The 13549-nt window shown below is 32.7% G+C and carries 19 protein-coding genes; all 19 read right to left on the bottom strand.

Features of this window, described 5'->3' with window-relative positions:
• Positions 1–312 precede the first annotated feature (312 nt).
• Positions 313–822, bottom strand: a complete 510-nt coding sequence (locus H9I37_RS11385; protein ID WP_222864173.1) for an HNH endonuclease — start codon at positions 820–822, stop codon at positions 313–315.
• Between the two features lie 46 nt (positions 823–868).
• Positions 869–1405 (bottom strand): DUF262 domain-containing protein, encoded by a 537-nt coding sequence (locus H9I37_RS11380; protein WP_222864172.1) that lies wholly within the window; start codon positions 1403–1405, stop codon positions 869–871.
• 3 nt (positions 1406–1408) lie between these two features.
• Complete coding sequence (locus H9I37_RS03270) at positions 1409–1909, bottom strand: hypothetical protein (RefSeq protein WP_187381057.1); 501 nt, start codon at positions 1907–1909, stop codon at positions 1409–1411.
• A gap of 219 nt (positions 1910–2128) precedes the next feature.
• Positions 2129–3088 (bottom strand): adenine-specific methyltransferase EcoRI family protein, encoded by a 960-nt coding sequence (locus H9I37_RS03265; RefSeq protein WP_187381056.1) that lies wholly within the window; start codon positions 3086–3088, stop codon positions 2129–2131.
• 133 nt (positions 3089–3221) lie between these two features.
• Entirely contained in the window at positions 3222–3698 is a 477-nt protein-coding gene (locus H9I37_RS03260; protein WP_187382509.1) for a type III toxin-antitoxin system ToxN/AbiQ family toxin, read from the bottom strand.
• Between the two features lie 185 nt (positions 3699–3883).
• Positions 3884–4741: a hypothetical protein gene (locus H9I37_RS03255; RefSeq protein WP_187381055.1), complete on the bottom strand. Its 858-nt coding sequence runs from the start codon at positions 4739–4741 to the stop codon at positions 3884–3886.
• Positions 4742–5000: 259 nt separating this feature from the next.
• Entirely contained in the window at positions 5001–5834 is an 834-nt protein-coding gene (locus H9I37_RS03250) for an IS3 family transposase (protein WP_370586911.1), read from the bottom strand.
• Positions 5777–6247, bottom strand: coding sequence for a hypothetical protein (locus tag H9I37_RS03245; RefSeq protein ID WP_222864171.1), 471 nt, complete (start codon positions 6245–6247; stop codon positions 5777–5779). The genes H9I37_RS03250 and H9I37_RS03245 overlap by 58 nt, the downstream gene beginning before the upstream one ends.
• A 164-nt stretch (positions 6248–6411) precedes the next feature.
• Positions 6412–7443, bottom strand: a complete 1032-nt coding sequence (locus H9I37_RS03240; protein ID WP_187381053.1) for a DUF4917 family protein — start codon at positions 7441–7443, stop codon at positions 6412–6414.
• 229 nt (positions 7444–7672) lie between these two features.
• Entirely contained in the window at positions 7673–8050 is a 378-nt protein-coding gene (locus H9I37_RS03235) for a hypothetical protein (RefSeq protein ID WP_187381052.1), read from the bottom strand.
• Positions 8051–8324: 274 nt separating this feature from the next.
• Positions 8325–8912, bottom strand: coding sequence for a GyrI-like domain-containing protein (locus H9I37_RS03230; RefSeq protein ID WP_255422471.1), 588 nt, complete (start codon positions 8910–8912; stop codon positions 8325–8327).
• A 161-nt stretch (positions 8913–9073) separates the two neighbouring features.
• Complete coding sequence (locus tag H9I37_RS03225; RefSeq protein WP_187381051.1) at positions 9074–9319, bottom strand: hypothetical protein; 246 nt, start codon at positions 9317–9319, stop codon at positions 9074–9076.
• 529 nt (positions 9320–9848) lie between these two features.
• A complete protein-coding gene (locus H9I37_RS03220) occupies positions 9849–10736 on the bottom strand; it encodes a carbon-nitrogen hydrolase family protein (protein WP_187381050.1) in 888 nt (295 codons plus the stop codon).
• Between the two features lie 102 nt (positions 10737–10838).
• Positions 10839–11162, bottom strand: coding sequence for a hypothetical protein (locus tag H9I37_RS03215; RefSeq protein WP_187381049.1), 324 nt, complete (start codon positions 11160–11162; stop codon positions 10839–10841).
• Positions 11163–11375: 213 nt separating this feature from the next.
• Positions 11376–11735 carry a hypothetical protein gene (locus H9I37_RS03210; protein ID WP_370586889.1) on the bottom strand — a complete coding sequence of 120 codons (360 nt, stop codon included), beginning with the start codon at positions 11733–11735 and terminating at the stop codon, positions 11376–11378.
• 74 nt (positions 11736–11809) lie between these two features.
• The gene (locus H9I37_RS03205; protein WP_187381048.1) at positions 11810–12583 is read right to left on the bottom strand and encodes a hypothetical protein; all 774 of its coding nucleotides are present in this window, start codon (positions 12581–12583) and stop codon (positions 11810–11812) included.
• Positions 12584–12675: 92 nt separating this feature from the next.
• Positions 12676–12972 (bottom strand): Txe/YoeB family addiction module toxin, encoded by a 297-nt coding sequence (locus tag H9I37_RS03200; protein ID WP_187381047.1) that lies wholly within the window; start codon positions 12970–12972, stop codon positions 12676–12678.
• Positions 12973–13215 carry a type II toxin-antitoxin system Phd/YefM family antitoxin gene (locus H9I37_RS03195; protein WP_255422470.1) on the bottom strand — a complete coding sequence of 81 codons (243 nt, stop codon included), beginning with the start codon at positions 13213–13215 and terminating at the stop codon, positions 12973–12975. It lies immediately after the preceding gene.
• A 97-nt stretch (positions 13216–13312) separates the two neighbouring features.
• Positions 13313–13546, bottom strand: coding sequence for a hypothetical protein (locus H9I37_RS03190; protein WP_187381045.1), 234 nt, complete (start codon positions 13544–13546; stop codon positions 13313–13315).
• Between the last annotated feature and the right edge of the window lie 3 nt (positions 13547–13549).

Genomic DNA, 13549 nt, shown 5'->3' with positions numbered 1-13549 from the left:
AATCTAGCTTTATACCTAAAAATTCAGCTCGTGCAGTAGCACGAGTCCATCTAACATAGTCTTAAACGGCGGCGGGCTTGAACCGCCGTCTGCTTTGAAGACATTGTTATACGAAATTATTCCTTATAAACATTTTCATTTTCTTATTTCTTATTTAATGAAAATATTTATATTTTTTTAGAAGCAACGCTTCCTTATTACATTTTCCTTTTTCAAGCGGCGTAAAGCCGCGTACAACCGCTTCTTCGTCCTTACCCTAAAGTTCAATTCCAAAAATTGTGAAAGCTTGAGTTTCACAATTTTTATACCTTTTTATATATTACTTTTTCTTCTGTTACAATCTGCACAGAGCATTTGACAGTTTTCTGCAACAGTTTTACCACCTTTACTCCACGGAGTAATATGGTCTGCTTGCATTTGTTCAATTGAAAAAGTTTTTCCGCATTTAGGACAAATGCCTTTCTGTTTTTCAAAAGCGGCACGAGCCATTTTTGGAGTAAAACTACGAATTGAAAGATGCTTTTCTTCTCCGCTTAAAAGATACTCGTAGATTCCGCTGTTGTTTGTAACATCATCATCTTCCAAAAGTTCTAAAATTTTTGCTTCAAGTGTTTTTGCATCATAAGAATTCTTACCATATTTATTGAAAAATACGCCCCAATCACGACCTTTCATTTCTTTTCTGTAATTTGTGAAAATTACTTGAACCCAATCAATGACGCTTTTAAAATAAAGCCAAAGTTCATTACAGTTGGTGTCATGCTGATGTTTTGCCATGTAATCTTCAATTTCCATGTTGTCACGATGGCATATCCAACTCAATGCAGTTTCAAGATAATCCTGACGAATTGCAGACCCATTTAAATACTTATCCGCAATTTGCGTAGCAGCACAACCAGTCTTTGAAAAATATTTTTTTTGCTTCAGTAAGCCATTCGCCTGTATAAATTGCGTTTCTCAATTCTTGATTTGTAAGTTGTTCGCCTGCAATATTTATTGTTTTAAACCAATCAAGCTTTTCTTTGTCGTTTCCCTCGCAGATGTAAATCATGAGTTTGTAATTTAAAATTTGTTCTTGCTCGATTTTTGTAAGATTTTGAAACATCCTATGGTCAAGAGAAAACTCGCCGTTTGCATACTGGCACAAACTGATTGTTCTTTGCTGACCGTCCAAAACTTCAAAGTTTCCATCATCGCTTTTTACCCAATACATAACATTTAAGGGAAAGCCTTTTATAACTGTGCGTATAACTTCATCACGCTGTTTTTCCTTGTAGATGAATTCACGCTGATAGGCAGGACGGATATTAAGTCGATTATTGTAACCAGTTACTCCGTTTTCTGCATTGTCAGTGTAGTTCTCAGCGACTTCTTTTACAGTGATTTCGTGAAGTTTTATATTCATTTTTTATTTTCCTTGTTTTCGTAAAAAGTTTAGGTCGCTTAAATTAAGCATATCTTTTCGAGAAATAGCAATGATTTCATCTGACATCGTACTTAACTGGTTATGAAAGAGTTTTCCTTTTTCAATGTCAGTAAAATCAATTCTATTCTCAAATAAAAACCTATTTAATTCCAAGAGTTTATCACGAATTTTATCACTAATCCAAAGATTACATTTTGTTAATTCCGTCATTAACGCAACATATTCGCCTTGAAATGGATTTTGTTCTGTAGAAAAAATAAAATGATATGGTCTCCCGTCAGAGTCCTGTACAGCAGAAGAAAAGAAATATGCAATGCGTTCTATTTTTTCATAAGAGTCAATTCTTTTATCCAATAGTTTTTTGTGATACTCCAGATTATATTCAAATTTTCTATCTCTTTTGAAAAATAGTGCAGGTAATAGACAAGATATAATCGTTGCTAAAAGTCCACTACTTAAAACCGTAATTAAAGTTTCTTTCATTGCTTACTCTCCTTTATTTATACGTCGAATGAAAATTCTACTGTAAAGAGAATGCACGCATTCTTCACCTTTTATATAATAATTTCCAGATTTTGGTTTTCCTGCCAGCATAGGATTTCCGTTAGTTTTTCTTCCTGTACTACCAGTAAAAGTTCCATCTTGTCTTATTTCTTGAAAGTCATCATATAATCGTATACTTTTATCTCCAAAACCATATTTTTAAGATAAACCTAGTATTTCAAACTGTTCAGGATTATGCTTATCAATGAATGTAATTGGAACTCCCATAATCCCATCATAATCATAAGGAATATCAGCGGTTTTACTAACTTCTATTGCATCAAAGTTGTCATACTTTGGGTATCCTGAGGAAGTATAATTTCTAAAAAGAATCATACTTTCATGTCTTTTTGCGATGTCTAGATTTGTAAAAAAGCAGATATTTCCCATTCTTCGCCATTTTTGTCCATTTTCGTCAATTTTGAAATCTGTAGATTTTTCATCATAAGAACTTGGCACTTTAAACCAAAAATGACCGCTATTATATCCAAGCCAAACTTTGTAATCAGCAAGTAATGGAAAAAACTCTTTATAAGCGACAGAATTCATGTTGCCAACGATGATAAATTTCTTGTCATATTTCATTAGTTGTGCGACATATTCGCGGAAAAGAGAAAACGGTGGATTGGTGGCAACAATATCAGCCTGCTTTAATAGCTCGATGCATTCTGCACTTCTAAAGTCTCCATCGCCTTTTAAAAGTTCCCTTGTATTTTTCTTATTTGTTAAAAGCCATTCCACATCACTTAAATCTACAGCACCGTCATTGTTATAATCGGCAACTTCTGAGATTTCAACTTTGTACGGTTTTCTGTGGTCGCTTGCCCTCTCCTCCGTTGGTTCATCAAAAAGGTCTGGAAACAACGAAAGTTCTTTTTGGGCTATTGGCGAAGTTGCATAACAAGTCGCTATCAATTTTTTTAAGCCCAAAGCATTAAAATTCATGGCAAAGTATTTGAAGAAGTTTGATTCATATGGGTCATCACAGTTACATAAAACAACTTTTCCTTTGAAATGCTGTCTGTAATGCTTCATTTCATTTTCAACGAGTGATAATTTTGTATAAAATTCGTCTTGCTTTTGACGAACGGAATCCTTTAAATTGCTGTTTCCTGCCATAATAGCTTTACTATATCAGAAATTTACTTTTTTTTCTATTAACAAAAGCGGCTCACTGAGCCGTCCGTATAACATTGTTTTAAACCGCAAACGGGCTTGTCCCGTTTGTCGGCTTTGAAAATATTGTTAGGTTTTATTTCTTTCTTAAATCAGAATATTCCTTACATTTGATTTCAAGTAATTTAAAATCATTACAACGCTGACTTAATTTTGATTTGCTATCATTTGTTAGTTTATGATTGTATACAGATTTTGCATTGTTAATAATTAGTTCTTGCTTCTTTCTAATAATACGAATTTCATTATTTAATAAAGTTTGGTACTGTAAATTCTTTTCTGTTTTTGGATTTTTTAGTGAATAAATTCCATCTGAAACCGGGAACATATTATTTAAGTTAATAACTGCCATATCTCCAATTTTTATAAAGTCGATTGTTTCGCTTAACCTTTTATGTTTAGGCTTAAACGAAGACAGCGGAGCAAAATATTTAAATCCATTTATTTCAAAAAGAATGCCTATATATTTCCTTGAATAAGACTGCGTAATTTTAGCATTTTGAAATAAATGCTCTGAAAACTTTGAGAGATAATCTATATATTTATTTTCGATTTAGTAAAAAAGTAACTTTTCCATAAATGAAACGAGGCCGTAAGACAACTTACGACCTCCGTATAATACTCGCGATTAAAGACGCGATTTCCTTATATATGAACTATAACTTAAGTTAAGACTGAAGTCAAGTAGATATTATTCTTTCTGTCATAAATTGCAACATTTTTTGTAAATTTGACCTTTTAGTTTTCTTTCTTAGAAAACTCTACTTTCCAATCATATTTCGAAAAGGTATCTCGGTTTACCTTATATTCAATTGTATAAGTTTTATTTGGTTCGTAGGTTTCATTAATTATTGCATCATAAAAAGTCATTCCTTCAACAAGCATGAAAACTCCTGGATCATCTACTGTGGCACTGATTTTTACAGGATATGTTGTATCTACATAAATGCCACCGTCTAGGCTTGCATTTTTTTGATAATAAGATTCATATGTTTCGATTCCATTTTTTGTCTGAATGTAATCAGGAGAAATATGTTTTGTGAATTTTACAATTGCCGCTGTATTCTTATCAGCCGTCGTATGACCAGATGCCCAGTTCTCTTCACCATATACATGTGTAAGCTTTTTGCCAGTAGAATCATATAAGGATGTCGAAACAGACAGAAACATCGGATTAGTTTGATTATAAAGGTTTATGACTACCATCATACTTGCGGACTGCATTTTTTCTTCTGTTTTATGTTGCCATGTCCACAAGCCAGTTGCCTGTCCTTTATCAGTTACATATGTACCAACATTTAAATCATCCAACAACTGTTTTGGAAATAATGAAGTATCTAATGTAATTCCATAATTATCCATCAAATCAGTTTGAATTTCATCAACAGGTATTTTCTTCAAAATATTTAAGGCTTGTGATTTTTCTGTCAACTGAAAATCCGTTTGGATTAAAATGTCTGTTAAAACAAATGATTTAGTATCAAGAGTTTCAACATTTTCTAGTGTTAATAAGTCCTTTCCAAAGTCAGAACTCAAACATGATGATAACGAAAAAATCATTATCACAGCCAGTGTAAGGGAAACAATTTTTTTCATAAAATTCTCCATCGATTTTATCTTTTGTTTTTGGGCGAAGTCGAGCGTAGCAAGACTTCGCCCAAAGGAACTTTTCAATTCCTTTGGGTAGTGTACACTACCCAAATTTTTAAAGAAAAATGTCGGAAGATTTAACTTACTAACAGCAAGTGGCGCAGTGCGTCATCAACCTAACATTCGCTTAACCTGACATGAACCCATATTAGGTGACGAATTTGCTATTCAAAATAATCCTAAAAATCGTTGTTTAGGTCAACCCTTATTCTTTCCCCAAAGGGAATTTTTCAAGAAACCTAGCAGGGGAGAGATCCCCTAAATCTTTCTTAAGCCTGAAGTTGTTGTAGTACAGAATAAAGTTTCTGACTTGCTCAAATACTTCTGATGAAGAAATCTTACATTCCTTAAATGCCTTCTTGGTCCATTTAGCATAAAATCCTTCAGTCTTCAGAATTGAATTAAAAGATTCCATTGCTGCATTATCCCAGCATTCTCCTACATCAGAACAGCTCTGAGTAATTCCAAGTGATAACAGATAGTCTCTGTAATCATAACTTGTATAAGAACTTCCTTGATCTGAATGAATTATAGTATCAGTCAAATCTACTGTCTCCGACAATAATCTTACCGTCTCAATACAAAGATATGAGTCCGGACTTGCTCCAATTTTCCATGCAACAACTTCACGATTATACAGGTCTTCAATGATGTTTAGATAATAAACGCCATCACTCGTATAAAGATATGTAATATCCGTTACAAAAATTGTTCTTGGAATCGGACTGTAAAAGTTTCTGTTCAGCACATTTGCTGGTACAGTCTCTTTTAATGCTTTACGTCTTGCATATACTTCTGGACTATATTTTTTGCGTCTAACAACTGAATTAAGGCTGTTTTCACGCATTATTCGAGCTACTTTCTTATGATTTATCGTATATCCCATAGAAATAAGCTTTCTGGTCATTGCTCTATAGCCAAGAGTATAATCGAGCTGTATTTGAATTGATCCAATAAGCTGTATCAATTCTGCATCCGGATTTACTTTTTCTCGTCCGCTGAGGTATTCGTAGTAGCACTTCTTTGAGACTCCGGCGATTGAGCAGAGACGGGTGACGTTGGAACATCGTCCTGAGCTGAGAAGATGGAAAATGCATTCGAATCTTTTTTTTTAGCAACCTGATTAGGGTTATATCCCATCAGTTCAGACAACGTTTCCAGATAAGCAACTTTATCTCTGAGATATCGAATTTCAGCATCTTTCGTTTTAAACTCAGGTTCTTCGCTTTCCAATTCATTTCTCTCAATAAGTCCTGTATAATCGCTTTTAGAACTTTCTAATTCGATTATACCTTTTTGAGACGATTGATTTAAGGCTTTTTCCGGTGATTCAACCCATTTTTTTAATGTAAATGGACTGATACCATACTCATTTGCAATCTTGAAATATCCGCCTTTACCAGCCAGATAATCAGAAATTGCTGCCGCTTTTGTTGCAGGACTTGGTAACATAAAAACTCCTTGCAAAAAGCGTCACCTGTAATTGGGTTCAGTACTTTTTTGACCGTAACCTTATTTGGGGTTCACCGATTAAAAATAGCAACGTTAACGGGGTTCTGACCAACCTGCATTGCCGCAAAGGCAATGTCAGGTTGAAGCGGGTGTTAGAAGCTTTTTCAATTCCATATATTTGCAGTTTTTGTATCAAAAATATTAACCTTACATTTGAATTTATGTTCAATTTGTTCAATATGTTTTTTATCATCATCAGAATAAACACCAATATAAACACTTCTTAAACAATTTCTTATATCTTGTTTTGCTGCAAGATTTATTGCTCTGATGATGTGCTCATCATATTCGCCAAAATTGAAACCAAATGTTACAAGCGAACCTTTAATGGTAGATAGTTTATCATAACAAAATGACAAATAATGATTATGCAGTATATGATTTAATTTTTCGTCACCATTACCGGCTGTAACAAATATTGGATAATTTCCTTTTTCCATTCGCATCTTTATTTTATCAAGAATGTATTTTCCACCATATTCTTCCTTGATAATGTCAATTCCAGCATCAAAAATTGGTAAGGCTCCATGTAGATAAAATATATTTTGAATATCTTTATGTTTTCCCCACCGGAGTTCTGAATATTCACGATCCTCCTCTGGTATATATTCGCCATCATCATTTTCAAGGTCTCGACCAAATCCATCGATACAATTTGGAATTTCATTACGCATCAATACCCAATAAAGAAGTATATCATAGTTAGTTGTAAAAATACTTTCATTAGTCCCCAAATAATCGCTAAGAAATCTCGCACAAGCAATGCTTTTTTCTTCTGGAATAGAAAATACATATTCAGGATGAAGTGCTTTAACAGCGGAAATTAAAGCTTCTTTTAACAATTCAATGGATTTATCTATTTCTTGTAAACCTTGAGATTTAGAATCAAACACTGAAATTATTTTTTTACTCATATTAAGTTGTTGCATAATTTGTTCAAAATTATATGTATTAACAATTTCAAAAAGTTTTATAAGTAAAGAATTATCGCTTTTCTTAATAAAATCACTCAATGCATTATAGGAAAATATTTTTGGGTCATATGCAATACTAAATCCATTTCCCATAAGCAAGTGTTTCTCTCTTTTCTCTTTTTTCAGGTGATCTAGGATTTGTTGGTAAGTTTGTAATTTCATTTCTATCTCCTTATTATTACGCGCTGCATCTGCGGTGTCCTTCTAACAGGCGCTTAACCTGCAAACGGGCTCAGTCCCGTTTGTCAGCGTTGAAACGGGTGTTAGGCGTTTTTCTATTTTTTTAACCCATTCTGCATCCATTTTGATTAATCTATTTTTTTTAAGATTTTCCTTAACTATATGAATTTTCCGATCGCTTCTTAGCCTGAAACCTAAAATTAAAATATTCTCAATTTAAAATATAATATACTATGTTGCCTGTTCGACTTGCTATAAATCCATGGTCAATAGTTGTTAACCAAGCAGACTCTTGATTAGCTTCTGAATTACCAAAGCCTCGACCGATAAACCAATCCTGTATTTGACTCTTTGTCCAATAATGACGACCTTCGCTAGTAATAGAACTAGCAATCTGTTTCCATTGAGAAGATGTAAATTCTAACCGAACATACATTCCGTCATTTAGAGTTGTACCGAAATTTGTTTGAAAATAAGAATATGTACTTTGGTCTGTCCAAACAGTATATTCTGTTTCTGTCGATGTTAAATTGTTACAACCTACGAATATAAACATCACTGCAAGAAATACAATAATTTTCTTTTTCATAAGGACCTCCATTTTATGTAAACTTTGTACTTGCAAAATAAGCGGATCTAGTAGAGCCGTCCGCCTACCATTCGCTTAACCTGCATTTGTGTCTTTGCCGACGCGTATAGCGTAAGGCAAAGTTGGCGCGAAAGTTGCATAAAAAAGGGAGCCGTAGACGACCGTCAAGCAACTTTCGTGACAAAACAAATGGCAGGTTGAAGCGGGTGTTAGATGCATCCTCCATTCCTTTTAAACTTTCTTAATCGGAAGCCGAATTACCGTTTTCAATTTTTCAGGCTGTTTTTCTTGGGTCTGAAATATATATTTCATGATGACGCCTTTTTAAATTTATATCTTTTTTATAGCCTTTTTCTTTTATAAAATCTTCCATGAGTTTTACAGTGGCAGGCTCATCATCATAAGAACCGATGTGCATAATCTGAACGCACAAACCCTCATCTATGGTGAGAAATTCTGCTGATGAACAATCAATCTTTTTCTTTTTCGACGCAGTTTCTATAGCCCATACAAAATCTTTTTGCGTAATAAAATCAGGCAAGCGAATTACCGAAATCCAATTAAAAGAAGATTTGTCAGAATAATCAACCCCACTTATTCCATCCTGCCACCAAAAGCCCTCAAGAGGCGGAACAACATATTCAAAGAAACCTTCAATTTTATAATCAGTTTTGTAGCTCATTTTCAATGTATACGCCATTGCATACAAAATACCCACAGCCTGCTTATACGCTCCGCTCTCTTCATTAGGATTTCCCTTTCCACAAACCGCAATATAATTTGCCTTTGGAACAACAACAATTTCAGGTTTGTTTTTTGGCAGATAAAATTCCCTATATTCTTTTTTAAAATCAAAAGCCATATTACTATCCTCCTTAATTGTGCAATAAAATAATTTTTAGTGCACATAAAATCTTAGTTTTAATATTTTTTGCACTGCTATGCGGTGTCAATCTAACATTCGCTTAACCTGCATTTGCGGCTCATCCGCAATGTCAGGTTGAAGCGGGTGTTAGACGATTTTTAATATTTTTTATCTTTAATCTGTTTATAATTATTTCTAAACATTATTGTACCAATTATCATTACTAATATTCCACCAAAAGAAACGCCCCAAATCGAGCCTCCTACCCATGCATAGCGTATCATTGCGCCAAATTCATCCGGAACTCCAATAAATGTTTTTTTATAAAATTCAGGACTGAGAACTGATAATAATATCGCAATAATTCCACCTAGCACCCAAAGTGCGATTGTTATAAGGCCCATAAATAAAATCCATTTTATGCTTGAAACAACAGCTAATTCTGCTTTGTTTGAAATAATATAAACACAAGAAAATACTAATGAAAAAAAACATTCCCTGTATTATTCCTTGATATATACCTTGAGCTATCGCTGTTTGTATAATATTTTTTATACTTTCCCAATGCATTATTTTAATAAAGTAGTCCGGACTTACAATAGAGTTTATTAAATTAGTAAGACCTCCAATGATGCCAGGTAGTATAATACAACTCAAAAATATAACACAAATTCTAATCATTTTTCTCATTTATATCCCCTTAACAAGTTAAAAAACACTTAGATAAAAGTTTATTTTTCCTTATTCAAATAGCCATTATAATAAAACATAACTTTATTCAAAAAACCAAGCTATTAATTTGGGTTTTAAGCTTTAATTTATAAAAATACATACTATTTTCAAAGTTACAGTTTATCGTGCCGTAAGGCATCCGTCTAACATTCGCTTAACCTGCATTCGCGGCTTGTCCGCAATGTCAGGTTGAAGTGGGTGTTAGTTTGCTGATTTTCTATAATCTTTACGGATAAACGGCTCTTGTTTCTCTTCCGATAATAAAATCTTATATTTTGCCGGCTGTCGGTATGCGTTGCCATGAACTTCTCTACTTCTATATTTTCTTAACTCTTCTATATTAAAAGTTGCGATATATATTCCTTCTTCCGCTCCGGCTTCTATTATTAATGTATCTCGTGAATATGGTTCATCAATTTTATAGGCAATACCGTCAAATGCTGTAGAATGACCATTACAATCGGGTTTTCCTTTTGGATAATTAACAGTTGCAATGCCAACCATATTTTCAAATGCTCTTGCTCTTAATTGTGAAATCCTATTAATTTCCATTGGACATGCATTCGGTACAAGTAGTATTTCTGCACCTTTGAGCATGAGTATTCGTGCACTCTCAGGAAATTCTCTATCATAACAAATCATTGAACCTATTTTTACACAACCGTGCTCTGTGTCTAATTCAGATACATAAAAATCATTACCGGGCATTAAATTTTTTTCATCTCCAAAAACACATGTATGCACTTTTGCATAGGTATATAGTTCTTTGCCAAATCTATCAAACAGACACATACTGTTTCGTGGTAATGGCTCATACTTTTCAAGAAATGTTATACCGATAGCCATTTGCAATTCTTTTGCTAAATCCGAGAATGAATGTATAAATGCATCATTTTTACTAATTGCTTTACTCTTTAATTCATTTACAGATTTAGGGATTTCGTAACCGCTACTCCACATTTCAGGAAATAATGCTATATCTGCTCCCATGTTTTTTGCCTTGTGACAAGCTGCTATACCGATATGCATATTTTCAACAAGAGAGTTCCCCGGCATTAATTGTAGTAAAGCTATTATAATTTTGCTCAATTGCGTACTCCTTTTGTGTTAAATCTTGTCAAACTAACAAATGGTTGTGCCGCACGCGGCTTGTCCGCGTGTCGGCTACGAACCTTTGTTATGTGTATTACTTTAATTCAAATCCTTTTTTTTATAATTATCAATATTCTCTTTACTGCCATTTCCAGTAACTGTCCATTGTGATATATAATCTGGATTTTTAATTACTTTGCCACTTTGTCTTTCTCTATAGTCACCGGGCTTTGCTTCCATAATAGCTCTATCATCATTTGGAATTGTAAATAATTCTTTGTAATTTTCTCTTTTTATTTTAATTTCTTTGTCAGTAATAGATTCTATGATTCCACTTGTCTGATATTGTTCCAACAATTCATTATTGTTATTATAATACCTAATTCCAATTAAAATCAGTTTTCCAATTGCATTTTTATTCATTTCATATCCTTTAATTAAAATCGGGCTTGACTCGATTTTTAGTATTTTTACAAGAATAAGTTTTTTTATTTATAAAAATAAATATAACCGCTTCCTCGTCCTACCCCTAAACTTCAATTAATTATTTTATTCCAATTTTATAGACTTCCATATTAGGAAAATCCTTTACATTATGATACGGTTCTTCATTTTTCCAAATTTGATGAAATCTTATTATAATATGCTCTTTAAAATTACAATCAAAATATACATAGATTGTTTGAATTTAATTTTCAGTTGTTCAATTAAATTACTTGTAATTAACTTTGCACAGGCAAAAGCTGTCTGTTGTACACTTTTCTTTACTTTATCACAGATGTGAAAATGATTTTCATAAGCTTCTAATTGAGTTTTGTCAGTTACCTTATGTAATGAATTTATTACAGAATCTCCAGTTTTTAAAAATATATATTCATTATTTTTAGAATCTTTTACTGTATAAAATTGTGGAAAAAGGATTTCTTGTAATTCGATTATAGTTTTAAAACAGTTCATATCTTCCCCAAAAAACAGCGCCCCAGTGCGGGCGTCCACATAACATTCGCTTAACCTGCATTTGCGGCTCGTCCGCAATGTCAGGTTGAAGCGGGTGTTAGGTTTAAATTAAATTATCTAATTATTAATCCGATTATTGTTCCAAAAACACCAATTATTGTTCCAAAAACACCAATTATTCCAATTATTTGTACAATTGGACTTTGGTATATTTCATTTACTCTATATCTAAATTGATTTGTTTTTGTTCTAAGTTTATTATTATATGCTTTATTAAACACATCCCTAAAAAAATATACTTTACACATTGTTGAGTTATGGAGTTTTACAAATTCATTTGCTTTATATGCTCTTACTTCTTCCTCCCCTGAGAGAAAATTTCTATCCTTCCCCCCGTTAAGAATCATTAAGTTTACTAATTTTGGATCATCAGCATATTTAGAACCATACTTTTTCTTTAGGAGATTAGAAAGATTAAATCTATTTAATTCTGGAATATCTGGCATTTCGCTTTTTGCAAGTATCTTATATCTATGTTTTATAGCTTCAAATCCATAATTAATATTTGTCATATTCCAATGCACCCAATACGTATTTTCTATATTTTTGTTTAAGAATTCAACGAACTTACTTAGCATATTAATCTCAATCTTATCATAATTATCTCCAATATCACTTCGTTGAATTTCTAGATCTTCAGCTGACAAATGCATAGAAAAACTATACATTTGAGAGCTTTCGAGGTGCAATACTGCTATTGATGTTATTCGAGGAGAATATCCTTCATTATCATCACTTAAGCTTTGACATGAGTAATGAATAAAAAATACTTTTCGCCGGTTTTCAAGTATTTTATGAAATAGGTTAATTTTTTTCTTTTTTTGCATTTTATCCCTTTGCGCGAAGCGTCAACCTAACATCGTTTTAAACCGCAAACGGGCTCGGTCCCGTTTGTCGGCTTTGAAAACGGTGTTATGTGTTATTTCAAATTCTCATAGTGTGACCACATTCTAATAATTTTTACTGTGCCCTCATATTCAATAGTATCTTCTACTATTCTTTCAACATAAACTTGATAGACAAATCTATGCTGAATATTTAATCTTCTGGAAAAAAGACCTGACAGATTTCCTACCAAAGCTTCATATGGTGGTGGATTTTGAAAAGGATATTTCCTAACAATTTCTATCAGTTCTTTGGCTTTACCATCCAGTTTTGCTGATTTCAAATTCTGTATATCCTTTATAGCTTGTTTTTCATATACAATTTTATACATTTACCACTCTACATCTTTTTCTGAAATACATTCGCTTAATGGAGTTTCAATTCCATTTTTAAGAGAATCATACATTCCCGGAATCGAGTTTAAATATAAAGTCTCCTGAATCGCATTCCAATCATCTTCTCCAATTAATACAGCATTTTTTCCTTTACTATTTGTAAGAGTAATTGGTTCTGAATTGAAATTTACATTTGCAATAAGCTGAAAAAGCTTTGCCCTTGCTTGAGTTACGTTCATCGCATGCATATAACACCTCTATCATTAGTATAATGTACATTATTACGTACGTCAATATAGTTTTTATCTATTCTTTAATGCTAAAACCAAAGTTTCATTAAAATTCAAAGGAATATATTTTTGGTGAAATATAATTTTCACTATCATCGAATTTAATTGATAAATAGGTAAAAGGCATTCCAAGGGTAAAAATAGCTCCTTGTTTTAAGAAATGTGAAAATTCATTATCTTTAGTGTATTCCATTTCAACGGCTGCAGTTCCAAGTAATTCTAAAACTTTTTCCTTATTTAGCCTTTTCTTTTCTAATATTTGAATTAAATCATCAGACATTTC

It is taken from the genome of Treponema sp. Marseille-Q3903, assembly GCF_014334335.1.
In the GTDB taxonomy this organism is placed as follows: Bacteria; Spirochaetota; Spirochaetia; order Treponematales; family Treponemataceae; genus Treponema_D.
This window is presented reverse-complemented; position numbering and strand designations above follow the sequence as displayed.